Origin of the sequence: Paenibacillus sp. FSL M7-1046, from assembly GCF_038007405.1 — a bacterium.
Taxonomy (GTDB): domain Bacteria; phylum Bacillota; class Bacilli; order Paenibacillales; family Paenibacillaceae; genus Paenibacillus_AQ.
In genome coordinates this window covers 561,543-587,194 of record NZ_JBBOXB010000001.1, presented here as the reverse complement: position 1 = coordinate 587,194, position 25,652 = coordinate 561,543, and the positions used below count along the sequence as shown (strand labels likewise).

Annotated in this window: 23 protein-coding genes; 13 read left to right on the top strand and 10 right to left on the bottom strand. The window is 44.9% G+C overall.

Features of this window, described 5'->3' with window-relative positions; all coding sequences use genetic code 11:
- The first annotated feature begins 13 nt into the window (after positions 1 to 13).
- From phnX to sigK, 9 genes are all read left to right on the top strand, one after another.
- Positions 14 to 826 carry a phosphonoacetaldehyde hydrolase gene (gene phnX / locus NYE29_RS02205; protein ID WP_340894152.1) on the top strand — a complete coding sequence of 271 codons (813 nt, stop codon included), beginning with the start codon at positions 14 to 16 and terminating at the stop codon, positions 824 to 826.
- Entirely contained in the window at positions 816 to 2,174 is a 1,359-nt protein-coding gene (locus tag NYE29_RS02200; RefSeq protein ID WP_340894151.1) for an aspartate aminotransferase family protein, read from the top strand. The genes phnX and NYE29_RS02200 overlap by 11 nt, the downstream gene beginning before the upstream one ends.
- A 127-nt stretch (positions 2,175 to 2,301) precedes the next feature.
- A complete protein-coding gene (locus tag NYE29_RS02195; RefSeq protein WP_340894150.1) occupies positions 2,302 to 3,714 on the top strand; it encodes a hypothetical protein in 1,413 nt (470 codons plus the stop codon).
- 118 nt (positions 3,715 to 3,832) lie between these two features.
- The gene (locus NYE29_RS02190; protein ID WP_179091882.1) at positions 3,833 to 4,723 is read left to right on the top strand and encodes a carbohydrate ABC transporter permease; all 891 of its coding nucleotides are present in this window, start codon (positions 3,833 to 3,835) and stop codon (positions 4,721 to 4,723) included.
- Positions 4,724 to 4,940: 217 nt separating this feature from the next.
- Positions 4,941 to 5,588 carry a carbohydrate ABC transporter permease gene (locus NYE29_RS02185; protein WP_340894148.1) on the top strand — a complete coding sequence of 216 codons (648 nt, stop codon included), beginning with the start codon at positions 4,941 to 4,943 and terminating at the stop codon, positions 5,586 to 5,588.
- Positions 5,585 to 6,679 carry an ABC transporter ATP-binding protein gene (locus NYE29_RS02180; RefSeq protein ID WP_038587414.1) on the top strand — a complete coding sequence of 365 codons (1,095 nt, stop codon included), beginning with the start codon at positions 5,585 to 5,587 and terminating at the stop codon, positions 6,677 to 6,679. The genes NYE29_RS02185 and NYE29_RS02180 overlap by 4 nt, the downstream gene beginning before the upstream one ends.
- Before the next feature lie 43 nt (positions 6,680 to 6,722).
- Positions 6,723 to 7,502 carry a DeoR/GlpR family DNA-binding transcription regulator gene (locus NYE29_RS02175; RefSeq protein WP_038587416.1) on the top strand — a complete coding sequence of 260 codons (780 nt, stop codon included), beginning with the start codon at positions 6,723 to 6,725 and terminating at the stop codon, positions 7,500 to 7,502.
- 1,073 nt (positions 7,503 to 8,575) lie between these two features.
- Positions 8,576 to 8,659: a putative holin-like toxin gene (locus tag NYE29_RS34495; protein WP_445322196.1), complete on the top strand. Its 84-nt coding sequence runs from the start codon at positions 8,576 to 8,578 to the stop codon at positions 8,657 to 8,659.
- A gap of 279 nt (positions 8,660 to 8,938) precedes the next feature.
- Positions 8,939 to 9,640: an RNA polymerase sporulation sigma factor SigK gene (gene sigK / locus NYE29_RS02170; protein ID WP_038587424.1), complete on the top strand. Its 702-nt coding sequence runs from the start codon at positions 8,939 to 8,941 to the stop codon at positions 9,638 to 9,640.
- Between the two features lie 437 nt (positions 9,641 to 10,077).
- On the opposite strand, the gene NYE29_RS02165 is transcribed toward sigK, so the two are convergent.
- Genes NYE29_RS02165 through NYE29_RS02145 form a run of 5 tightly spaced genes read right to left on the bottom strand, consistent with a single transcriptional unit; the run spans position 10,078 to position 15,559 of the window.
- Complete coding sequence (locus NYE29_RS02165) at positions 10,078 to 11,088, bottom strand: glycoside hydrolase family 130 protein (protein WP_340894145.1); 1,011 nt, start codon at positions 11,086 to 11,088, stop codon at positions 10,078 to 10,080.
- A gap of 36 nt (positions 11,089 to 11,124) precedes the next feature.
- Entirely contained in the window at positions 11,125 to 12,075 is a 951-nt protein-coding gene (locus tag NYE29_RS02160) for an MTP-1 family protein (RefSeq protein WP_340894144.1), read from the bottom strand.
- A 33-nt stretch (positions 12,076 to 12,108) separates the two neighbouring features.
- A complete protein-coding gene (locus NYE29_RS02155) occupies positions 12,109 to 13,674 on the bottom strand; it encodes an extracellular solute-binding protein (RefSeq protein ID WP_340894141.1) in 1,566 nt (521 codons plus the stop codon).
- 58 nt (positions 13,675 to 13,732) lie between these two features.
- A complete protein-coding gene (locus tag NYE29_RS02150; RefSeq protein WP_340894140.1) occupies positions 13,733 to 14,605 on the bottom strand; it encodes a carbohydrate ABC transporter permease in 873 nt (290 codons plus the stop codon).
- A gap of 18 nt (positions 14,606 to 14,623) precedes the next feature.
- On the bottom strand, positions 14,624 to 15,559 hold the full coding sequence (locus NYE29_RS02145) for an ABC transporter permease (RefSeq protein WP_340894138.1): 936 nt from the start codon (positions 15,557 to 15,559) through the stop codon (positions 14,624 to 14,626).
- A gap of 244 nt (positions 15,560 to 15,803) precedes the next feature.
- On the opposite strand from NYE29_RS02145, the gene NYE29_RS02140 reads away from it, so the two are divergent.
- The 3 genes from NYE29_RS02140 (at position 15,804) to NYE29_RS02130 (ending at position 18,765) form a co-directional block, all read left to right on the top strand.
- A complete protein-coding gene (locus NYE29_RS02140) occupies positions 15,804 to 18,128 on the top strand; it encodes a helix-turn-helix domain-containing protein (RefSeq protein WP_340894137.1) in 2,325 nt (774 codons plus the stop codon).
- Positions 18,129 to 18,284: 156 nt separating this feature from the next.
- The gene (locus NYE29_RS02135; protein WP_340894134.1) at positions 18,285 to 18,521 is read left to right on the top strand and encodes a hypothetical protein; all 237 of its coding nucleotides are present in this window, start codon (positions 18,285 to 18,287) and stop codon (positions 18,519 to 18,521) included.
- 10 nt (positions 18,522 to 18,531) lie between these two features.
- Positions 18,532 to 18,765, top strand: a complete 234-nt coding sequence (locus NYE29_RS02130) for an S-layer homology domain-containing protein (protein ID WP_340894133.1) — start codon at positions 18,532 to 18,534, stop codon at positions 18,763 to 18,765.
- A 45-nt stretch (positions 18,766 to 18,810) separates the two neighbouring features.
- On the opposite strand, the gene NYE29_RS02125 is transcribed toward NYE29_RS02130, so the two are convergent.
- From NYE29_RS02125 to NYE29_RS02105, 5 genes are all read right to left on the bottom strand, one after another.
- A complete protein-coding gene (locus tag NYE29_RS02125; RefSeq protein ID WP_076110441.1) occupies positions 18,811 to 19,992 on the bottom strand; it encodes an alpha/beta hydrolase family protein in 1,182 nt (393 codons plus the stop codon).
- Positions 19,993 to 20,193: 201 nt separating this feature from the next.
- A protein-coding gene (locus tag NYE29_RS02120) for an IS3 family transposase (RefSeq protein WP_144024538.1) occupies positions 20,194 to 21,545 on the bottom strand; the annotation gives its coding sequence in 2 pieces (ribosomal slippage) (positions 20,194 to 21,158 and positions 21,158 to 21,545; 1,353 coding nt in all).
- Between the two features lie 158 nt (positions 21,546 to 21,703).
- Complete coding sequence (locus NYE29_RS02115; protein ID WP_340894127.1) at positions 21,704 to 22,759, bottom strand: HAMP domain-containing sensor histidine kinase; 1,056 nt, start codon at positions 22,757 to 22,759, stop codon at positions 21,704 to 21,706.
- A 1-nt stretch (position 22,760) separates the two neighbouring features.
- On the bottom strand, positions 22,761 to 23,456 hold the full coding sequence (locus tag NYE29_RS02110) for a response regulator transcription factor (RefSeq protein WP_340894126.1): 696 nt from the start codon (positions 23,454 to 23,456) through the stop codon (positions 22,761 to 22,763).
- Positions 23,457 to 24,055: 599 nt separating this feature from the next.
- A complete protein-coding gene (locus NYE29_RS02105; protein WP_038587526.1) occupies positions 24,056 to 24,472 on the bottom strand; it encodes a MerR family transcriptional regulator in 417 nt (138 codons plus the stop codon).
- A 120-nt stretch (positions 24,473 to 24,592) separates the two neighbouring features.
- On the opposite strand from NYE29_RS02105, the gene NYE29_RS02100 reads away from it, so the two are divergent.
- Positions 24,593 to 25,642: an NAD(P)-dependent alcohol dehydrogenase gene (locus NYE29_RS02100; protein ID WP_038587529.1), complete on the top strand. Its 1,050-nt coding sequence runs from the start codon at positions 24,593 to 24,595 to the stop codon at positions 25,640 to 25,642.
- Positions 25,643 to 25,652 lie beyond the last annotated feature (10 nt).

The window sequence follows — 25,652 nt, the reverse complement described above, 5'->3', positions numbered from 1 at the left end:
GAGCGATTCGTTTATGAAAGTACAAGGAATAATATTAGACTGGGCAGGAACGACGGTCGATTATGGATGTATGGCTCCCGTGCATGTGTTCTTCGATATCTTCCGGATGATTGGGATCGAACCGACGATGGAAGAAGTCAGAGCTCCAATGGGTTGCTTAAAACGGGATCATATCAAGATGATGCTGGAAATGCCGCGGATTCGCAGCCAATTTGAAGAAAAGATGGGGCGTCCATTCACCGACAGCGATGTGGATCAGCTGCATGATGCTTTTGAACCGAAGCTGCTAGGAATCTTACATCGTTTTGCTGAACCTATTGAGCATGTTGTCGATACCGTGCAGAAGCTTAGAGAGTTAGGGTTACGAATTGGCGGGACGACAGGATATAACGACACCATGATGCAAATTGTCGCAAGCAGGGCAGAGATGAACGGTTACGCACCAGATTATTGGCTGACTCCTGATTCTGTCCATGGCAGAGGGCGTCCGTATCCTTATATGATCTACGCGAACATGATTCATCTGGATATGGGCATGACTTCTCAAATTGTAAAAGTTGGGGATACGAAATCAGATATGCAAGAGGCGAGAAATGCCGGAGTATGGGCGGTTGGCATCGTTAAAGGCAGCTCCATATTAGGTTTGACGCAGGAAGAAGTGAATGAGATGGAGCCGGCGGCTTTGAAGCTTCTAGTTGAAGCGGCTAAGCAGCAATTTATCGAGTATGGAGCGCATGATGTTATTGAGGATATGTCTCAGCTGCCTGCTCTCATTGAAACGATTAACAGCCGTTTGCTGGGAGGGGACAGCCCTCATGGATATTAAGCCTTATCAGAGAAGTGAAGGAGACATTAATCTATCGGCAGAACGCGAGCAATGGCAAGAAACGAATTTAAGCCGCCACACTAGAGAAGTTCTAGAAGAAGACAGCCGCTACTTTCTGCATCAATCGATGTCAACGCCTTGTTTGAACGTAATTACAAATGCCGAAGGCATCTATTTAGAAGATCTGGATGGCCGCAAATATATGGATTTTCACGGTAACAGCGTACATCAGGTTGGGCATAAGAACAGTTATGTTATTGATGCGGTCAAGAAGCAATTGGACGAGCTGCCTTTTCTGCCGCGGCGTTATACGAGTCCGGTTGCAGTTCAATTAGCACGCAAGCTCGTAGAGCTGGCACCTGGTGATCTGAATAAGGTGCTATTCACACCTGGGGGTACTAGTGCCATTGGAATCGCGATGAAGCTTGTTCGTAAAGCGACGGGAAACTTCAAGACAATTTCTACTTGGGACTCTTTCCACGGGGCAAGCCTAGATGCGATTTCTATAGGAGGAGAAGGTGTATTCCGAAATCATATGGGACCCTTGCTGCCGGGAACAGAGCATATGATGCCTTATAATTCCTATCGCAGCTTCTATGGGGATTCCGATCCTGACGGCTCGAAAACCCTTGATTATCTGGAATACATGTTGAAGCGGGAGGCAGATGTCGGGGCAGTTATCATGGAGCCGGTACGCAGCACAGATGTGCAGATTCCGCCGAAAGCGTATTTCCAAAGATTACGTCAAATATGCGATCAATCCGGTGTTCTGCTTGTGCTGGATGAAATTCCAACAGCCCTCGGGAGAACCGGCAAAATGTTCGTTCACGAGCATTACGATATTGTTCCGGATATTGTGGTTATTGGCAAAGGGCTTGGGGGCGGATTATTTCCAATGGCGGGCATCATTGCACGTGAAGGCTTGGATGTGGCTCATGATATATCCCTCGGGCATTATACCCATGAGAAGAGCTCAGTAGGTTGTGCCGCTGCTTTGGCGACAATCGAATATATTGAACAGCATGGATTGCTCGAACATGCGGAGCGAATGGGAGTTTATCTGGAGCGGGAGCTGATGGCCATGATGAATAGACATGAAGTCATTGGGGATGTCCGGGTGATTGGAATGCTCGCTGCGATTGAGCTGGTTACCGATCGCCAAACGAAGAAAGAGGCGGTAGAAGGGGCAGAAAAGGTCATGTACCGCTGTATGGAGATGGGACTGAGCTTTAAGGTTTCTAATGGCAACGTGTTAACCTTGGTACCGCCCTTAATTACAACTCAAGAGCAGCTGCAGCATGCCCTCCAGTGTATTGAAACGGCGATCTCGCAAGTGTTTCCACAGTAAACAACATGAAAGCATAATAAAACAACATGAAAACATATATTTAACGTGGAATTAATCCTCTTATTACACTCTAATCTTATACTAATATTGTACTAGATTATAAAAAATGGGATGAGGGGAAATGGAGATGCGGACCAAATTATCCATGCTATTTGTAGTATTGCTAGGATTGACCGTCGTATTGGGAGCATGTAGTGCGAAGAATAATACGGGGAAAGAAGCAGCTTCTGCGGCAGATGTTCAGAATAAATCTGATGCATCGAAGGATGCCAAGACGAAAGCAATTATTAAAATCAGTGTAGGTGAGGACGATTACGGTGCCCGGATGTCAAACTATACAGCTGCTTTTAAAGCCTTGAATGAAGAGTTGACGGCACAAGGCAAAAATGTAGAAGTAGTTGCCGACATTTTGCCGGCTGTTGGTGATGATGAACTTGTTCTACAAGCCCAAGCCGGCCAATACCGCGATATTTCTATGAATTCAAGCCTGGATATTGGCTGGGAACTGGATGCAGGACTTATTCAACCCATTGATTGGCTGAAGGAGTCGGAGGTATTCAAAACTCTTCCACAAAATCTATGGGATATCATGGAATACCAAGGGCATGTATACGGTGCAATTCAGGATATGGACGCTTCCCCTCTGTATATAAACAAAACAGCTTTAAAAACACTGGGTTGGTCTGATGCGGATATTGAAGGACTTCCGGATCGGGTGCTTAAAGGGGATTGGACGATGGAGGATATGCTGAACATTGCTACTGAAGCTGTTGAGAAAAAGGTGACGAAGTACGGCTTGGTGAGTGATGGGCTCGACAACATCAGTGTTCAGGACATCAACAACCAAATGATGGGCTTTGAGCCTTACGATCAGGAACAAAGTAAAGTGATTTTCGATAAAAAGGGCATTACAGATACTTATAGTTTTTGGGAGAAAGGGATTAAGAGTGGTGCCATTACAAAGGACTTTGCTGCATTGGAAGATGTGGGCTTCGGATATTATGTTAACGGTGATGTCATGTTTTTCATTGGAGGTACCGGATCATACAATAGTATGAAGGAAGCTTACGGGAAAACGGATAAGGAATTCGAGGATTGGTTTTATGCAAACAGTACCTTTACTCTAATTCCGGCTGGAAGTAAGGGCGGGGAGCCGGGTTCACTGGCCAATCCGCGTCTGTATTATGTCAGCTCCAAGGTAGATGAGCAGAAAATGCCTTATGTTCAACGAATCATTGAATTGGCAATGGCTCCAAATTTACAAATGGACCACACCATAGCCTCAGGCAAACTGCCGGTAACAAAATCGGGACAAGAAGATCCACGGTTTAGTGATTTAAGATTTTTACATGACGTAGCGTACATGCTGGATTATACCAAGGTACGTCCGCCGCATCTTGCCTACCCTGATTATTTGAAGCAGCAAATTAAAGGTCTTGAAGCAATCATGGTTAATGGTGCATCGGCAGCAGAAGCCTATAAGTTATTCGAAGAAAACTATAAGCAAAATGTGGATCAGGACCAAGTCATTTTCAGATAGCCTGCAGCAACACTTTCGATAATAGAAGAAACAACGGCTTGCATAGTGCAGGATTGTAAAGTCCTCCTATGGCAAGCCGTACATATGAGAGAGGAAGGGGCCAATGAATTTAGCCAGATTGAAGAAAAAATCTTACCCCTATCTGTTTTTGGCGCCGTTTGCGATCTTAACTTTATTATTCTTTGTCATTCCTGCATTTGCGACTATATGGATGTCCACAACAAATCTAGATCGTAAGATGAAGGCGGATTTCATCGGGCTGGGGAATTTCCGGCAAATCCTTGCAGACATTAATTTATTGCCGATCATTAAGATAACCCTGATTTATGTATTTTTCTCCTTAATCCTTACCGTCGCTTTCAGCTTGCTCTTGGCGATTTGCACACAGTATCTGGTGAAAAATAAAAGAATAGGTGCCCTTTATCGTGTCATATGGCTCATTCCGAGCACCATGCCTGGCTTAGTCTATGTTGTATTCTGGAAATATATATTCAACCCGACACCAGGAGGATTTGCGAATAAAGTCATCATGTACTTTGGTCTGGAACAACCGGTATCCTGGTTCAATGAAGCAGGACTATTAATTATTATTGTTGCCGGAGTCATCTCAGGTGCCTCGGGGGGTATGATTCTGTTCTCGGCTTCGATCAATTCAATTCCCGAAGATATATATAAAGCAGCAAGGGTGGATGGAGCCAAAGACCGTTCTATTATTAAGGACATCATACTTCCTGCATTAAAATGGCCGATTATGTACGTTACGGTGACTTCGACGATCGGATTGTTTGCAAGCTATAATTTTATTTTGCTTGCTACGGGAGGCGGTCCCGTGTTTGATACCACAACGTTGGCTCTTTATGGTTATCAGCAGGCCTTTAATCGGTTGGAATATGGATATGGCGCTGCTATATCGGTCATAGTGGTCATTATTTCACTTCTGCTAACCCTGCTGTTATTTCGGATATTTGATTTCAATAAACTGATTCGACCTCCCCGGATAGAAGACTAACCATACTAGATAAGAGTGGTGAAACCCTGTGAGCTTATGGAAATTCAGCAAACGGAATATGATTCATTTCTTCATGGTCCTGTTAATGCTGCCTATCATTTTTATGATCATTTGGTTATTTGTATCGTCGGTATACAACTATAATTCAGGGAGATTGTCTTGGGAGAATTGGCAGTTTTTAAGGAGATCTTTTGTACTTGAAGGAATAAGTTTTCCGATGATTTGGCCGATTGTGATGAATACGGTTGTGTTTGGGCTGCTCATCACGGTGATTGACCTTCTGGTCTCTGTTCCAGCAGCGTATGCCTTTTCCAGATTGAATTTTGTGGGCAAAGGATTTGCTTTGAAATTTCTGTTTATTATGGGGTCCTTTCCCGGGATTACATTATTGATTACAAGCTTTTTTATAATGATGTACTTAGGGCTGCTCAACACCGTATTTGCAGTTGTTGTGCTGTCGGCAGCAGGAATGATTCCTTGGCATGTGTATATTCTGAAGGGATTTTTTGATGAGGTCTCCTGGGACTTGGAATTCTCCGGCATGATTGACGGGTGCAGCCGATTCAAATGTCTTTATCAGATTATTCTGCCGAATATGCTGTCGGGTATTTCAGCGATCGCCATCTATGCTTTTATGGGGGCTTACGGGGAATGGCTGCTAATCAAGCTGTTTATTTTCGATAACACCAAATTGACGCTTGCCGGTTACCTGGCCAAACTTATTTTTACAGATGATGATAAGGTTACAAATATTGGGCTAATTACAGCTATTGGACTCTTCTATACCATTCCAATCGGCATATTTTATCTATTCACCCAACGGACGATGATGAAGGTGACCATAGGAGGTTCCAAAGGCGTATGATAAAACTAGAGGGAATATCGAAGAAATTTGGCGATTCAACAGCGCTGGAAAATGTCAGCTTGGATATTAAGCGGGGAGAATTTGTCGCGCTTCTAGGGCCATCCGGCTGCGGCAAGTCAACCACGTTAATGATTCTGGCCGGACTTCTGCAGCCTACGAGCGGAAAGGTGTATTTTGACGGGAAGATTGTAAATCATGTGGAGCCTAAGGACAGGGATATCGGGATGGTATTTCAAAGTTACGCGCTTTATCCGCATATGACTGTCCTTGATAATATTGCATTTCCATTAAAGCAACGGAAAGTGAAGAAAAAAGAACGTCATCAAAAAGCCCAAGAGATTGCTGCAATGCTGCAAATTGATCAATTGACAGACCGGATGCCAAGCCAGCTCTCAGGCGGACAGCAACAGCGGGTAGCGATGGCCCGGGCACTTGCTAAAGACCCCTTGTTCCTGCTGCTGGATGAACCTATGTCAAATCTGGATGCCCGCTTAAAGGTTGATGTCCGCGACGAAATCCGGCGCCTGCAGCTGAAACTGGGAATTACAACAATTATTGTGACCCATGACCAGGAAGAAGCGATGGCAGTGGCTGATAAAATCGCGATCCTGCAAAATGGGAAAATTCAGCAGTACGGTACACCGGACGAGTTATTTATGAAGCCTGTTAATTTGTTTGTCGCACACTTTATGGGGAATCCGCCAATGAACATCCTGAAATGTGATTTGCTCCGCAACGGAAATGAACGTATATTACGTGGAGACGGCTTTGACTATAAGCTTTTATCGACTAAAAAATTGAACGCTGAATTTAAAGGAACCAGGGTAGCCCTAGGGGCAAGGCCTCATCATCTTCAGATTTCCAAAGTACAGCTGGAGAATAGTATTCCGGCAAAGGTCGTGCTGGTCGAACAGCTTGGGCGGGAGAAATTGATCAAGGTCATGTTGGGCGATAATGAAAACACGACGAATTTTATTCGTATTTTAAGCCCTTCGGATCTGAATGTGTCGTATAATGAACGTATTTATCTTACACTAGACTCTGAGGCTATTCATATTTTCGATGAAGAAACCGGCAAGGTCATCACCTAATACGCAGGATGGATTTTGAAACTATGTTAAGGGAGGGAGCAAGTTGTCGCTTGCTGGGGAGGATAGAAAGATCAGTATTATGAATCTGCTTAATGAGAAGGGCAAAGTGATTGCCAGAGAGCTTTCTTTGCTCTTTGAAGTTTCAACGGAAACGATACGAAGAGATCTCGATGAGCTGGAAAAAGAAAATAAATTGAAAAAAATATATGGCGGTGCGGTTAAGTTCAAGGTGGGAATGGAGCCTCCGCTATATGAAAGAGAATTATTAAACGCTGAGGCTAAGAGCAAGATCGGGCTTCTCGCTGCGGAGTTAATTGATCACAACGATGTGATTATAATAGATGAAGGAAGTACGGCTCTGCAAATTATTCATTTTTTAGAGGGCAAGCATAATGTAACGATATTGACCAACTCTATACCAGCGATGATGTTACTGATTGAAAATAAAAAACGCGGGGCCTTCGACGGTAAAATTATTTTGATAGGCGGAGAAGTCAACGTAAAACACTTGCGGGTATCCGGTCCGATTGCTGAGAAAATTATGGAGGATTTCTATGTCAATAAATCCTTTATTTCTGTGGATGGTGTTTCCTTGGAGTATGGGATAACAAGCTATGACTACGAGCAGGCGGTACTGACCAGGGAATTAATTCGTTGTTCAGAGACGGTGATTGTAGTTGCAGATGAGTCGAAAATCGCTAAACGAACATTGGCCAAAATTGTTGATTTTCATGAGGTGCATGTTATCGTTTCCGATCAAGCGCCTCCAAACGGTTGGATTCCGAAGCTTAAGGATAGCGACGTCAGATGGATACATCCTTAGGGCTGAAAATCATAAGTTTTTAATGAATGAAACCTTAAATTACGATCTGTAACAGATTGTGGTTTGAGGTCATTTTTTTTGGCCTTTCTAGAGCATGTCTTCAAACTGGAAGAGCTCTGGGGAAGCAGGGATTTAGTATTGAAAGTAGGGGACCTAAAAGTCCGCAGCGGGTTCGTTTACTCGAGGGACGGACTCAGGAGGCGCTATAGAGAGTAAAACACTTGTTTATTCTCTTATGCGGACCCAGGTGACCTTATCTGCTCTGCATTCTATCTAAAATCGGCCAGCAGGGAGAAATAACTGCGCTGGAGTCCGTTGTCCTCCTGTAACAGGCTAAAAGCCCCAAATAAGTGCAACTCGGTCCGTTTGTACTCAGAGCCAGGAACACACTTTCCGGACGCACACACGCCTTCTGAAAAAGAACGAAGTCTTAGAAACACCGAGACGTAAGCCTCCACCGAAAAAACTGCCTAGTGGCGAAACGCCTTTCTCCGCGTGTGATCAGAAAGTGCTACTGTACCCATGATTCCTTAGGGCATACAGCAGCAGGTTTTGGCGGGGAAGCGGTTTGAAGACACGCTCTAATCTATCACGAGAAATCCACCTTTAATTTCTTCTTCATCTTACCTATAATTACATAAAGAGGGTTATGGTGTGAGTTTCAACGAAAGGAGTTTAATATGAAAAAGGATTGGAAAGCGGTTCAGATCATCATAGTAATCTTAATAATAACAGATGGATTTAAAAATTTTTATAATTTAACAAGTGAAACCCCAGCAATCGGGTTCAACACTTCATTAACAACCTCTTTCTACTACTTCCCATCTATTCTGCTATCAGTGTGTTTAATCTTTTTTATTGCTTTATTTTTTATTACAAAAAGAAATAGGTTTTACAAATTGTTAAGTGGGTCTATTCTTTTATACGGCTTATATACAATTATTTTCACTCTGGTGACATTATCACCTTCAATCAGTGATTACTGGTACATTATGATCATGGGATTATTGTTGGGGTTCATCGAATTTACTGTCGGCAAAAAAATGCTCAAAAACTGATTGCAAATATGGCAAGTGGAGGTATACCAAGCACTGACGCTAATGATTTCATTTGCGACGCTGATTGTGTTGATCCTTTCATTCCACAAAAAGAAATAGACCGCCCCGACGAAGGATAACGGTCTATCTCTGGCCCATTCCGTAAGCCGCCGCTCTTAATGCGGATTGTACACGGGAGTCGTGTTGACGCACGGCTCCTTTTATATTCTTATCTTATCACACCAAAGAGTATACCTCAAACCCTGTTATAATAGCCCGTACCTATTTCTCCCGTACAGGCACTTCTAGGCATCTACCCACATACAATAAAAGGACCATGAACCCGTAGTTCTCATTGCTGATCGGTTTCATTGTACATGTGCGGGAGGTGTCGCCAAGTTGCCAGGAATCATAAGCACGATAGCGCTACTGATCAAAGAACTGACGCTGCTGGTATCGTACGTAAGAAACAACGCTTTTCCCCAGCCGCTCTCGGAGCAGGATGAAAGCAAATACTTAGGGATGATGGCTGAGGGCGACGCTAAGGCTCGTAACTTGCTAATCGAACACAATTTGCGCTTAGTTGCCCACATAGTAAAAAAATTCGATAACACCGGCGAGGATATGGAGGATCTGATTTCCATCGGCACGATCGGACTGATCAAGGCCATCGAAAGTTACCGTCCGAACAAGGGTACGAAGCTCGCAACCTTTGCTGCTCGTTGTATTGAAAACGAAATCCTGATGCACCTACGTTCGCTCAAGAAAACACGTAAAGACGTATCCCTACACGATCCAATTGGGACTGACAAAGAAGGTAATGAAATTACACTTATCGATATCCTTGGCTCCGAAGCTGATGATGTCATTAAAGAAGTCGATCTGAAGATTGAAAAGAGCAAGATTTACCGCAACCTCGACATTTTGGACGAGAGGGAGAAGGAAGTAGTTGTCGGACGTTTTGGCCTCGACACAGGCGGTGAAGAACGGACGCAGCGGGAGATCGCCAAGGATCTCGGCATTAGTCGCAGTTATGTGTCACGGATAGAGAAGCGGGCGCTGATGAAGCTGTATCATGAGTTTTATAAGGCTAAGCGGTAAGTTTTAAGAGCAACTTGTCTACGGATGAGTTGCTTTTTATTTTAATATATGCAGAGCGAGTAGTTCTATAAAATGGAGAGCTGCACTACAATGAGCTACAAAGAAATGTATGATCTCCATGTTCAATTGCTACATATCTATAAGAAACATGGACAGTATCAAGGCCAGCGCTAATCCTTTAAACGGGAGGGTGTCCATTTTTATCTTATAAAACGGATACTAAAACTGTTTATAATAGTACATTTTAATGAAATCTAAGGAAGATAGAATGAGGAATTCTGAAAAAATTAATATGAGGGGGAAAGTCGCGTTTCTGTCCCTGCAAAAGTATTTAGTTGGCGGTCTTACGGTTAGCGGAGTGGAAGACTGGAAAGTATAAAGCACGGAAGATCAATACATAAATTGATATTCCGTGCCTTTTTCTGTACATCCTAACTTCACTGCCCCAAGCAAAGTCTAATCAGATCATCTACATGAGCGGTAGCCAAACATTCCACTGTATCGGCGGCTCCGTAATAAATCTTTACTTCTCCATCTTCTTCCAACACCATGCCGCCAGGAAAAATGACATCATTGCGGAAGCCTCCGTCTATTTCGTATGGTGCTTCAGGTGCAAGCAACGGTGATGCACTCATCCCAAGGATTTTCTTCGGATTGTTTAGGTCAAGCAGCATAATACCTGCAGTATACCGTTTCTTCCAAGACGGCTCCCAGCCGTTCTTCCCTCTGGCGGGATCGATATCCACCGCATGGAATGTGGTGAGCCAGCCTTTATCCGTCTTCACCGGAGGTGCTGCCGGACCGATCTTATCATTGGCGAACGGCACCTGCTCTACCGCCAGCAACAGCTCAGAACGTCCCCAATAGATCAGATCCGGTGACTCCGAAATCCATGTGTCGAACCGGTCCACTCCTCCGCGGCTGTAAACAGTGAACGGCCGTTCCAGCCGCACATAATTGCCGTTGATCCGCTCCGGGAACAGCACCATATTTCGCAGGTCCGGCGTAGACAAGCTCAATATTTCAAAGGATTCAAAGTCATCGGTTACGGCGATCCCTCCCCGGATGCCATGCCGCGTATCTACAGCGAAGCACATATAGCAGCGGCCGCCGATCACCGACAGACGCGGATCGTAAGCGCGCATCATCTCTTCGTCGTGCAGCTTGAAAACCGGCTTGGGCCCAGCTGTCCAGTGAATGCCGTCTTCACTGAAAGCGATACCCAGATCTGTTGTATAAGAAGGTTCAAGGGTCTGCTTCTCCAGTGAGCCATAGTCATTGCGGAAAACCATAACATACCGGCCATTAAACTTAACCACTCCCGCATTGAACACAAGTGCGGCGGGATAAGGGACTCGGGCCGCATCCAGCACGGGGTTGGCCGGGTGACGGCGAATGAGCGGACTGGATGCCAAAGCTCCTATGACGGGTGTATTTGTATGATTCATCGTTTGAATATCCTCCTTGTGAGTATGAACTGTATTCTAGACAATGTGTCCATAGGGTGCGAACGGATAGTCGATCGTAATACGCCCAGCCTGGCAATCGCCAATGCCGCTGTACAGATCGGCCTTGCCGTCCTTGCGCATCACGATACCCGAAGAAAAGACGCAGTCAGCCAAATACGGTGCCTTGGCGGGGCCGGGCGGGTAGCAGGAACGGCTTCCAATCAAATGCAGGTCATAGGATTCCCGGGTAATGGGATCGAAGATGAAGGCCATGTTCAAATATACCTTTATTTCCTGTTCATTCTCATCCTTGTCCTGATAACAAATATGACCGATAATCCCGATCTTGCCGCTGCTCAGCAGGTAAGCCTGATTGACGCCTCCCCATTCGCCTGCCCCAAAAATACCATGAATGTAAGGTGCATTCTCAATGACGTCTGCAGTCAACTCTTCCAGCTTGTCAATGACCGTGAAGCCGATCATGGATTCGCTGCCATATTGGCCTCTCATCTCGTTGCCCCGCGGACGCGAGAAGACGCCAATCTTGCCGTCCGGCAGTGAAACAAGGCGAATATCCTTCATTTTGTTAGGACCGGTAGTAAAGTAGTACAAATTGTGGAGGTCAGTCCCCCGGTAAAAATATCCGAAAAACGTGCTGTATTTGCCGCTTTGATATTGCACATGCGTTCCGCCCAGGATAAGCTCATCACCCATTTCACTGATAAACGGGTCCTCCAGCGTATAGATCATGCTATTATCTACCACGGTCCACTCATCCTGACCTGTCTCCTCGAACAGGCGGACCCAAGAGCGGGCCCATTCTTCGCGGCGCTCTACCCGGCCGAACAAGTAACGTTTCCCATCCCGTTCAAAAGGAATCGAAATATTATAGACATCCAACCCTTCTACGTTTTTAAATGTTAAGGTTGCGCTTTCATAAACGGTTTTTGCGACTTCAAATTCTTTTTTTTGCTGATGCAGGTTCAAAATTTTTCCACTCCTTTATTGTAGCAGCCCTTTTTATTTAAGAGAAGATTGATATTCCTGGAACTGCTTTTGGTATTCCGCAACCACCTTGTCCAGACCCGCTTTCTTCATCTTGTCCAGTGCTTCGGGGAATGCCTGATCGTAGTCCAGAACACCCATATAGATCGGAGTGATGCTGGCTGAGGCTTCCGAGAGAATATTGGTATATTCGGTTCTTACATTCGTTGGATCAAAAATAAAGTTGGCTGCAATACTATTGACCGCTTTGGGATTGGGCTCAAATAAGACTTTGTTATTGTCAGGAATACTGTTCTCCGGGTCAAAGCGCATAAAGTTCACATTCCCGTTCTGCGAATCGGAGCCCCTGTACCTTGGATTGTTATTGTTATTCGGATCTTTGATCGGCTTTAAGCCTTTTTCGCCATCTTTGGTGTAGTGCTCGCCCTCTATGCCATATTGAACCAGATCATAATTATCCTGGCTGGCCAGCATCCAATCCATAAATTTAACGGCGGCCTCCGGATGTTTGCTGTTCACCGGTACGGCATTTCCGTTCTTGAAGGACAGGGGACGCAGATATTCTTTCTCCGGGTTAAACCATACCACTCCGATATCGTCTACTGTAGCTGCTGGATTGTATTTCTGGAGCCCGTTCAAGCTTCCGCCGGTTCCCAGCCGTACGAACCATTCCCCGCTGTCGAGCTGCGCATCTACTTGCTCCTGCTTCATGACTAAGATATCAGGATTCGTAATTCCCTTGGTGTACAGCTCGTGCATGAAGGCTGCATCCTTCTTGAATTCCCCGGTCTCAATCCAGGACTTGATTTCTCCGTTCTGATTGACATAAAAGAACTTATCCTTGACGGTAAACGGGAAGGTGTCATAGCTCCGGTGTAAGATGGAGGTATGCAGGGATATCGGGTCAAAATCTGCCCGGGTGCCCAGATAAGGCTTGTTCTTTCCCTTCCAGTTCTTCATAATAATCTCCCAGGCGCTAATCAATTCAGCCGGAGTTGCCGGCTCTTCCAGATTGTTCTCGCGGAGAATGTCGCGGCGGATATTGAACTCTCCCTCGCTCGCCATTTCAACCCAATAGGAGGGGACGATATAATACTTTCCGCCGATGGTTGCACCGTTGAAGATATCCTCCGGGATATACTTTTTCAGGTTTGCTCCATACTTGTCTATTTCATCTGAGATATCTGCCAGGGCACCCCGGGTATAGTAGTTGGAGAACGGAGTGCGGTCCTGCATGACATGAAACAGATCGAAATCTTCACCGGTGGACAGCATCAGGTTCAGCTTCTGGTCCCATGCATCCCATGGGATGAAGATTTTCTCCACTTCAACGCCGATACCGTCTGCAGCCAGTTTCTCATTGACTTTTTCAAACACCTTTTGGTAGTCTTTGGGCTCGGTGCCGGGAACCACGTATTTGATCCGGACGACCTCAGAAGAATTATTATTCTCCGAATTTGAAGATGAAGCATTACTTCCCCCATCTCCGGCAGAGCCGGCATTATCAGACGCCTTGCCGCACCCAATCAGTGTAGAAAGGGCAAGCACCACAGCTAATAGAATTGCGTAGTGTTTTTTCATGAATAATATTGACCTCCTCTTATTATGCCTTATTTATGTTAACCCCTAAGGGATGACATCAGCCTTTAACTGAACCTATAACCAATCCTTTCACGAAGTATTTTTGCAGATAAGGGTAGAGGAAGATGATCGGCCCGATCGTCACAATGGCTGTCGCCATCTTGACCGACTCCGAAGGAAGCGTAATGTCGCTTGTTCCGGCCAGCATCGCCATCTCGTTCAGCATACTGATCTCCGATTGCATCTGAAGAAGCATAAACTGCAGCGGGTACAAATCTTTCGTGTCAATCAGCATGATCGCATTCCACCAGTTGTTCCAATAATCCAGTCCATAGAAGAGGGCGATCGTCGCGAGTACCGGTTTACATAACGGAAGGTAAATCTTAAAAGCAATGACAAGATCACTTGCTCCGTCTATGGTGGCCGATTCTCTCAGCGAGTCGGGAATGCCGTTCATGAAATTGCGTACAAGAAAGAGGTTGAACGGGCTGAACAGGAGCGACGGAATAATCAGAGCAAAAATATTATTGGTTAATCCGAGCGACCGGTTCATCAAATACCAGGGCACAATTCCGGCTGAAAAAATCATCGTGATAAAGAAGTAAAGGGCCAGCAGATTGCGGTGCTTCACATTTTTGTTCGCTAGGGTATAGCCAGCCATAGAAGTAATTAGAATGGCCAGCGTGGTACCGACGACCGTGACAAAGATAGAAATTCCGTAGCTCTTAATGACTTGGGAGCCGCCCGTAAAGATCAGCTTATAGGCATATAGAGAGAATTTCTCCGGAAAGAGGCTGTAGCCGTTCTTCAGAATCGCATCCTCATCCGTGATGGAGATCATCAGCACGAGCAGCATCGGAAGCAGGCACAGCGCCGAATACACCGCAGTCAGCGTGTACATGACCGTCTTGCTGATTGAAATTTTTTTCATTTATATGCCTCCCCGGATTTAATATAATGCGCCATCTTTAAAGAACTTGCGGGTAATGGCATTGGTGCCAAAGACAAGGATAAATCCGATGACCGACTGGAAAAGTCCAACAGCCATAGCTTCGGAGGGGTCGCCGATCTGACGCAAGGAACGGAATACATACGTATCAATGATATCCGTGGTCGAATATAGGGTGCCGTTGTCACCGATCAGCGCATAGATCATCCCGAAATCGCCGTACATAATTTTGCCGACCGAGAGCATCGTCAGGATAATCACAGTTGGCATCATTAGCGGAATCGTAATGCGGAGGCACATCTGCCAGCGGTTAGCCCCATCAATCTCTGCAGCTTCATACAAGGTCTCGTCGATACCGGTAATGGTTGCCAAGTAAATAATGGCACTCATTCCGGCTCCCTTCCACACATGCATGACGGTAAGAATCGCCGGCCATGACTGTGTATCGGTATACCAGTTCACTGAGGCCATACCGAGCTTGTTCATCATTTGGTTGACGATCCCCATATCCATAGAAAAAAGCGCATACAACACATAACTAATGACGATCCATGAGATGAAATTCGGGAATAACATCAGGGATTGACTGATCTTGACAAATAGCTTCTTACGCAGCTCGTTGAGAACCAGTGAAATTGCCAGCGCCATCAGAGTACCGAAAATAATAAAGAGTAAATTTAGGTAAATGGTGTTAAAGGTGACCGTAAGCGCTTTGTTTGACCGGAAGAAAAACTCAAAGTTTTTAAATCCCACCCATTCGCTATGGAAGATTCCTTTTGTATAATTAAAGCGCTGGAAGGCAATGACCATATAGGGATACGTCATATACCCGAAAATAAAAGTGTATGCCATTGCCGGTAGAACCAACAAATAGGATGTTCTATTCCTGCGGATGTCAGACAGCATGCTCAATCCTGGACGCCGTTTCTTTTTCAATTCCTCTTCCTCCCACTGTTGAATTTCTTCTGCCGCCTTGCTGCCAGCAGCGAGTGCCTTGATTCCAGATTATCCATGGCACCCCAAAGTGTCTATTTCGAAACCGGGGAAACGCTTTCAAATTAGATCACAAGGCTTTCAAAAAAACGGAATGGCTTTCATTTTCGCCTGATCCGGTACCTTTTCGGCCGAAAATGTACTATAGTTTAGAAATTATAACGGGCAGCATTGGGAGGAATTCAGCATGCGGACAACCATCAACCGGCTTGTTCGATACAAGGCATTTCAAAAACTCACCATATCATATTTCCTTCTCGTTCTTCTAACCGTAAGCGTGCTATCGGGTGTACTCTTCTCCCTGTTCTCCAGAAGCGCCATCAAGGAGATCGAACGTAATTCCCGGGCGATGTTGTCCCAGATTACTTACGCCTCCGATGTAGTCTATAACCAGGTCATCACTATAGGAAATACACTGCTGATTCAACCGGAAATCCTTTCCTTCCTGGATGAGAAGGTGGAGGACAAGGTAAGTAATTATCATATTTTTCAACAGATCGAACAAATTACCAACGTGAACCCTTATATCCACAGTATCGGGATCCATCGGCCTTCTACAGGAACAACCATTGATACAGCCGGGCTTCCGTTTGACTCTTCGCTCACCACCCTCAGCGCGAAGCGGTACATGGAATTCAAGCCGCGCAGCCTGAAGGCTGCGGGCCGCAACAACGGTAGATCATTACAGTTCCTGACCTTCTTGCTGTACCCGAATTTCTCATACCAGACCACAGGCAATCCGTTGATCTATATCAATGTGGAGGAGCAGTCGATTCTGACGACAATCCGCAAGATCAGCAAAGCGGACTCCGCTAATAACGTTTTCGTAATGAATAATGAAGGTAAAGTGTTGTCTCATACCGATTCCAATCTATTTATGGATGATTTATTTGAAGAAGAGTACGTGCGGACGATATTAATTGAGAACAAAAATGAGAGCAGCTTCACCACAACTATTTCAAAACAAAGGAATCTGGTCACTTATGTAAAGTCGGAGGAACTGGACTGGTATTTTGTAAGCGTTTCACCGTATTCCGATCTCATTTCTAACATTGACCAACTCCGGAGGATTACGCTGCTATTTACAGCCGGAATTGTATTGGCAGGCCTATTGATCTCTATCCTTTTAACCTCGAACATGAATAAACCCTTATCGGCGCTGCTTGAAAAAGTCATGCCAAACACGACCAATCCCGCATCCGGCTTGGCGCATATCGATGAATACAAGATGATGACCGAGGTTTTCCATTCCTATCATGAACGTGAGAAATCCATGCAGTTTGTAATCACCCACTCTTCGCGAACCGTCCGTGAGCATTATCTGCATGCATTGCTTCGCGGTCATTCACTGGAGCACTCTGTTTCGAACAAGATCATTAAGGAGATCGGCGAGGAGGTAGCGGGGCCATTTTTTGGCGTAATAGTGTTCAAAATCAATGAGCTTGAGCCTATAGGGGAGAGGATGGAAGGGAAACATCAGTCCTTGCTGCGCTTCGCTTTGGGAAATATCGCAAAAGAGATGCTGGAGCATATTGGCACATGTGATTATCTCATTATGGGAGGAAATGAAGCCGTCGCCATCCTTCAATATACGAAAAATCAACAGTCGGAGGAACTGAAGCCTGCCTTACGTAATATTCAAAGCTTTCTAAACCGTTACTTCAAGGTAACGGTATCTATAGGGATAGGAGATATATCCTTTGGTAAAAGTCATATTCCGTCCTCGTATACTTCAGCGCAGCAGTATGTGAAATACCGGCTCATCTATGGGAAAGAAGCGATTCTGGACGCTATAGCGACACGCCACCATGTGTTGACGGCCTTGAGCTATCCCGGCTCCTACGAGAAGCAACTGATTGATGCTGTGCAGCACGGCAAGCCGGAACCCATTGTAAGCGCAGTCGAAGAAATTATTGATAAAATATCTGGCGGTTCAGTTCATCAGGTCATCACCTATAGCACTCAGCTCATGTTGTCTTTACTTAAGCATTTTGACTATTTACAGCATGTGCCGGATTCCAATTTTAATGATTACCTGCAAGCGGTAACCGATATTGAACGGGCAGAAGATTTGACGGAGATCTGCAATATATTCAACCGGTATTGCTGCAAAATTTGCATTTTAATTGAAGAAAAAAATCACTGGATGAACGCTCAAAAGCATAATATTCTAATTGAAAAAGTACAGAATTACATTCATGAACATTATGCCGAGCCTAACATATCGCTCGATCTGGTGTCCAACATCGCCGGACTGTCACCCAGCTATCTGGGGAAACTGTTCAAAGGAGCGATCCAGCAATCATTCAGTGAATACTTGAACAACATCCGGCTGGAGAAAGCAAAAGATTTGCTTGCTACTACCCACGAGACAGCCGCCAAAATTAGTGAGTCTGTAGGGATATACAACATAACTTACTTTTCTACCTTGTTCAAGAAAAAATATGGGCTGACACCTTCTGCCTTCCGCGAGCAGGAGGCGATGAAAAGCACTGTGAATGAGGAAACGTGATATATTAAGAACTTTAGGTTTTGAGAACAAAACCTAATAAAGAGAACTATTCCATATTGGAGGATTTAATTGTCCTTTTGGAGTTAGCACCGGAAGTTATTAAATAACGGGGTACCTAAGGAGTGGGTCGTAAACGCTGTGCAGAATAATCATACAGTGATAAGCCTTGTCGTTACCTTTAACCGCGACCTAAGTCAAGCTAAGATCGAGGCCAGCAAGGCCAGTTTTAGCATCCAATTACCAAGTATAGTAAACAACATCATTAAGGTGTCCACAGGAATAGTGGATAACGAAAAAGGTATCGTTACCGTTCCGTTGAATACAGCCTCGGTAACGGTAACTTTAGGCGATTTGCCAAAGCCCCTGGATGTGAATCTGGATAAGGATCCCTGAGTTTAAAGATGTGGGTATGCATTGGGCTAAAGAACATATCATCACAGCAGCGGAACGTAACATCGTGAAGGGATATGAGGATGGCACCTTCCGTCCTGACGGAAAGATTACCCGCAGTGAATTTGCGGTAATTTTGGGCCGCGCCTTAAATGTCAATCTTGATCAATCCGGGCTTTCCTTCAAGGCGGGCGTTTCGCCATTTCTTCAACTCCTCCATAAAGAGAGAGCTTATTCAGGATTCTAAGTACGACACTCCTGAACAAGCTCAATCAGAAATCTTTCAATAAATCTACTTTATGATGTCCTGGCAATCGCTTAAGCGAGGCGAGGCTGGCCCAAGCCCAATTGAGCAGAGCCAATTCAGCGCTACCTCATGCAGCACGTTGATGTTGTCTACCTGACAGTGTTCTAATCCGCCAAGTCGTCTATCCTCTATCGGGTAGAACGTCTTGTTTTTCGAACCCGCTTGCTCGTAATTCTTCAAGGCTTGTGTCAGCGGATTTGGCTGAACCAATATCTCTTCCGCTCCATGCATTACAAGAAGCGGACATTCTATCTGGTGGAGCACGCCCTCAAGATCATAGGCAAAACGCGGATTCCCCGCAAAATCCTCCAAGCTTTTTGCCCCCAGAATTCTCATGCCGTGTGCGGCCAGACTCGGCGGCATCCATTTAAGCATGGCATCCCAGTCGAAGGCGTGCGTACCGCCGTCGGAGATGACGGCAGCAACCCTGTGATCGAACGAAGCGAATCGCAGCGAGTCGTAAGCCGCAAAACTCTCCCCGTGCACGATAATCTTATCGGGATCGACTTCCGGCCGTGTTAGAAGAAAGTCGATTGCTCGGGAATGGAAAGCCTCACTGTCCGCCCGTCTCCCCTTTCCCTTTTCGTACAGCGAGAGGCCGGTGCCAGGCTGGTCATAGACCAGAAAGTTATATCCACACGAAATGAAGGCGGGACCTAGCCAGAAATAATTTTCAATTGACCACTCGTCGCCACCGTTAAGCGCAAAAAGGGTCGGCTTTGGACCTTTTATCCAGGAAGGGGAGAAGAAGTACCCCTCCAGCTTGACATCCTCGTAATCGACTTGGATCTTCTCCGGGCGGACATCGAAGTACTTTCCGGCAGCTTCGAAGAGTTCATTTACCTTCTTAAAGATACGGATTTTCTCGATGTCATCATCCATCACCGCATACTCTGCGATTCTGTAGTAATTGCAGGCACGAATGTAGCAGTTTCGTGCTGTATACCAGTTTCCAGCCGTTTCGGCCTCCTTGCCGTGTCTTTCCAATGCCTGAGCGGTTATGAGCCATTCCCTGTGCCACGTATCCTTGTCATCGGGGTCGATTTTTTTGCAGGCCTCGTAGATCTCGGTGACATCCGTAGCACCGAGGCTTGCCATACCCAAAGCTTTGGTGACTTGGTATGACATCATGTAGTTACTGGGCCAACGGCTGAACTCAATTGACATTGCAACATCCTCCTTTTCCAGTTCTAGTGATTGTAGTTTTTTTACTACAATTAATTTTTACAACACAAAGATAAAGCTTCTTTAAAAGAAAAATAAATGTTTATAAAGAGAATATAAAAAACTATAAACCGCTGAAAAAAAAGGCTGCTGCCTGGGTGTGAACTGTGACCGTATTTGTGGAAAGTTTAAAAAAGAAGACCTTTAAGAAGCGGTTAATAGGTGACTCCTGAATTCATCGGGAGTCATTTTTTTTAATGCCCATTGATATCGCTCGGAGTTATAGTAGGCGATATAGTCATCCACCCTTGTTCGTAATTCCACGAGAGTCATACATGACTTGTACTCCAAATCATCCTTCATATGGCCAAAGAAGCTCTCGATGGCGGCGTTATCCCAGCAGTTTCCTTTCCGTGACATGGACTGTGTAAACCCAGCTTTGTGTACGAGAAGGCGGAATCTAGGATGAGTATAGTGCATTCCTTGATCCGAGTGTAACAGAGCTTCTGGATGAATATTGCCATCCAGTCGTTCAAGTAGTTTCTCCAGTGTTCGTTCTACAATTGGCATGGCCAATGACGAAGAGAGGTAGTGAGCTAGAATCTGTCTCGTAGCCCCGTCTTTCACCACGGATAAATAAGCACATTGTCCATCGCCATAATGCATATAGGTAATATCCGTCAGTAGCACTTTCTCGGGCTCTCTTTGGTCAAACTGACGCTTGAGTAAGTTGGGACACGTTTGGTGCTCTTGTGTGGCTTTTGCCATCTTCCGATAGGGATTGGCTTGCCGGATCGTAGCAATGAGCTTATATTTTCGCATTAATCTTCGAATTTTCTTATGATTCATGATGATACCGTTCTCCCGTTCCAGCCTCATCTTCACGACCAATGCTCCTGCTCTACCATTTAAAGCATCATAGTGTTTCTTGATGAGGAAAGCGTCACGCTCGTCCGCTTCCTCTCGCAACTGTCTGGCTTCCTCAACAGCTTGCCAACGGTAATATCCGCTTAAGCTCACACTGGCTAGCCTGCACAAATAACGCGTCACTCGCTGCAAACCGTGCTTACGTATCGTTTGGTTAATAATTTCAAAGCGCTCGGAGGGTGTCAATGTTCCCTCTGCATCTTCTGCTTTTCGAGCGCCTCTAGCTTTTTTAAAAAATCGTTCTCCATCTCCAAAAGCTTGATTCGTGCCTCTGCACGTTTGAACTTTTCCTCGATAGAAAGTTCTCCAGCTGGTCGTCTGCCCGGGGATCCCTTTCCTCGTTGTTCCTCTAGTAATCCAGCATCTCCCAGAGCATTGTACGTATTACGCCAACGGGTTAGGCAATGCTTAGGCTTCTTGCGACCGATAATATCTACGTCAAATCCCGCACTAAGGAAGATTTCCATTGGAGTTTGACCCTCCTTATAGGCCTTAACCGCAGCCAACTTAAACGTTGACGAATAGGTGATACTCTTTTCCGTCACGTTCTCTACATTTGGATTGTTCTCTAGTAGTTTAATCTCTTTTTCGTTGAATATTTTTGAGCTTCCTCTTGTTTTATTATTCATGAAGGCTTCCTCCGCTATTTCGCTATTTCGATTAAAACACAAATGACCCATAAGAGGGTCACTTTTTTCAAAGTTTCCATCTTACGGGTCACAGTTCAGTGTTCACACCTGGCAGCAGCCTTTAACTTTGTTGTAAAAGAAGATGTGCAAAAATAAAGTCAGCGTTGTGCCGCCCGGGGAAGGCTGAATCTTATCCCCAAACCGCCATATTCGGAAGGGTAGGCAACAATTTCGCCCCCGTGATGCTCAATAATGGATTTACAGCTTGCAAGCCCCAGCCCCAGCCCGCCCTTTTGAATTTGCCGCGATTTATCCACAGTGAAAAATTTGAGGAACAGAGAAGAAATATCCTTATCCGGCACTCCAATTCCATTATCTTCGATTTGGAAATAGGCATAATGTCCTAGCGGGTATCCCGTCATATACACTTTCAGCTTATTCTTCCCTCCATATCTTACAGCATTGCTAAAGAGGTTGCCGAAAACCCGACGGATCATCGGTTCATTGACCATTAGCAATATATTTTCCGTGAATGAATGGCGGCAAGTAAGCTCGTTGTCAAGTCCCGCCAGCTCGTACTCATATTCAAGGGCAATTTTTTCGAATAATTTTGATGCTTTTACAGGTTTAGCTACCATGGACTCCAACTCCAGTTTTTCTTTGGTGAAGCTGGAGAAATCATTGATGAGTTCGACCATATATTCTGACTTCCTTTGAATCAATTCATAATATTCCTGCTTTTCAGTTTCTGGTAAGTCCTTGTGTGCAGCCAGCAGTTCAGTAAAACCGTTAATAGATGTCAGGGGTGTTTTCAAATCGTGGGCGATTGCGGCAATCATATCGGATTGCTCTCTGTGGGCGAGTTGAAGCCTATGCTCCATCTTATTGAAGTGCTTATAAAGTTCTCCGATCTCGTCATTACTCCTCAAAGCTAGCGGAGGCATTGGATGTACACTATTTACTTCTTCCAGCCTGGTATTCAGAAGCTGAATGGGTTTCTCTATGCAAAAATGAATATAGATAATCAGAATAATAAATATGAAAAAGGCAATGGCAAATATGGGCAGGAGCAATGCTATATATCGCGAGTCCAGCAATGAACTGCGTATAGGGGAATATACTGCAAAGACAAGCTTCAGGTACATTCCAATTGAAAACATAAAAATTATAAGCATCAGCAGGAATAAGAGGGGAAGTTTTATTTTCAGTTTCATACTATTGCTCTCTTTCCGTATATTTATATCCTATGCCCCATATGGTTTTAATAAAGTCATTTTCAGGACCAAGTTTCTTACGGATATTTTTTATATGGACCGTTACGGTATTTAGTTCTCCGTATTCGTCTCCCCAGACGTTTTCATATATCTGCTCACGAGTCAATACATGATTGGGGTGACGCATAAGGATAGACAAAATTTGAAATTCCTTCGTTGATAAGTCGAGCTTCCTGCTATGCAGGAATGCTTCAAACGTCTTATCGTTCAAAATGAGCGGAGCATCCGCCTTTTCGTTACCGGGACTAAGTTCATCCCACTCTTTAAACAGCCTGTCCACTTTTCTGAAGTGGGCCTTTATCCTGGAGGCAAGCTCCTGAATACTGAAAGGTTTGGTCATGTAATCGTCTGCTCCTATTTCGAGCCCGACGATTTTATCAATGTCCTTATCACGCGCACTTAAAAAAAGAATTGGAACATTATAAGATTTTCGGATACTTCTGCAGACATCATGTCCATCCATATCAGGCATCACTATATCAAGAACGATGAAATCAATGTGGTTTTCTTCCAATGCAGATAAGGCTTCTTTCCCGGAACATGCCGGAATTATTGCAAATTGCTCGTACCTTAAACTCTTTGTGATGAGTTTTACGATTTCTTCATCGTCGTCTACAACTAATATCGTTTTTGGCATCTTTATACCTCCCAACCTCTTTAAATAGACTGCATTTATAACACAAGAGCCGCATGGACTCGAATTGACAAGTGGAAACGGCTTTGCCGTCCTTTTTAAGGACGGTACCGTTTCAGCGAGAAATAGAAGGATAAGTTATCGTGTGAAACATATAACGCTTATATTTCAAAAAAAGTCGCGCTCAAAGCGCCTCTCCAGTTCCGGATACGCTGGAATAAGAGCTTGAGCAACGCCTTGGGGAATTCTGGATTCAACAAGCTGGTCTGCCCTTTATTTTTAAACAATTGATGATCAGAATTACGCAACCGGATCTGATATAAATAATAATTCCATAATCTTGTTGATGCAATTCTCCACTTCGTAAACCTGTCTCTTTAAAGCACCAATCAGCACAAAATCACTAGGGGAAATAAACTTTGTTAATGCTCTTAATGAAATATCTTCGCTATCTTTAAATTTATTGATAGTGGAATCAGCCGCAGCTACGTTTCAAGAATAGAGAAAAGGGCGCTGATGAAGCTGTATCATGAGTTTTATAAGGCGAAGCGGTTAAAGATGGCAGCCTCAATCAAGAAGCTTACGAATTTGAAAGTCCATTTCTAATGAGCGGATGAACTTTTTATTTTATTGTTTTTATGAACATCTTCCGTACCGCTATCCAAGGCGGTCTTGTAATATAAACATTTATGTTCTATGACTTCCATCGTTTTTTTTAATTCTTCCATCTGTGCTTCTACGGATGCTTTCCGCTCAAGGAACATGTCATATCTTTGCTGCAAGGTGGAATCCCCCTCAGAGCACCACTCAATAAAATGTTTAATTTCCTTAATCGGCATCCCGGATGACTTCAAGCATTCAATGACTTTTAAAGCGTCCATATCCGATTCCTTGAAAACGCGTTTCCCGCTGGAGGTCCTTTCTATAAAGGGCATAAGACCTTCCTTGTCATAGTAACGCAGGGTATGTGGTGTCATGTTAAAGTGTTCTGCAACTTCACTTATGGAGTATGTCTTCATTATGTATCTCCAGTCTCAATTGTATTTTTTGCTTGACTTAGAGTTAACTTTAAGTAATAACATATGTTTTGTAAAGCCGGTGTTACAGATTTTAATATTAACTAGAAGAGAGGTTACACTATGATAAAAGTTAATGCACGCGCTACATTCAGCCAGGAAGGTCCGTTCAAGCTAACCACCATTGAGCGCCGGAATCTTCAGCCGCACGATGTTCTTATTGAGATTAAGTACGCTGGGATCTGCCACTCGGACATTCATACAGCCCGCGGGGAGTGGGGGCCGGTCACCTATCCACTCGTTCCAGGGCATGAGATCGCCGGAATTGTTAGCCAGGTCGGTTCCGAAGTCACAAAGTATTCAGTAGGTGACCGGGTAGGGGTAGGGTGCTTGGTTGACTCCTGCGGAGAGTGCAGCAATTGCCATAAAGGTGAGGAGCAATATTGCCTTAATGGAAGTACAGGTACCTATGGAGCTATTGACCGGTACGGGCACTATACCCAGGGCGGGTATTCCACTCACATTGTTGTAACAGAAGACTTCGTGGTGCGGATTCCTGACGCTATTCCGCTTGATGCTGCTGCACCACTTTTGTGTGCCGGAATCACAACCTATTCACCGCTGCGCCATTGGGGGGCCGCTCCAGGCAAAAAAGTAGCTGTGGTGGGTCTTGGCGGACTTGGACACATGGCTGTGAAGATCGCTCATGCCATGGGGGCTGAGGTTACTGTTTTATCACAGTCACTGAAAAAGAAGGAAGACGGTCTGCAATTAGGGGCGGACCATTATTATGCGACTAGCGATCCGGAGACATTTAAGCAGCTTGCCGGTTCGTTCGACCTGATCGTAAATACAGTAAGTGCGCAGATTAATATTGATGCCTATCTTTCGCTTCTGGCGCTGGATGGTACATTAGTCAATGTCGGTGCACCCGCTGATCCATTGGCAGTTAACGTATTCTCGCTGATCGGCCACCGCCGCTCGTTTGCCGGATCAATGATTGGCGGAATCCGTGAAACGCAGGAAATGCTTAATTTCTGTGCTGAACACAATATTGCATCTGAGATCGAGGTTATTTCTGCCGACCGGATTGATGAAGCCTGGGAGCGTGTACTCGCTTCAGATGTCCGTTACCGGTTTGTAATCGATATCAGCACGATGGGGAATGAATAAGGATTGTTCT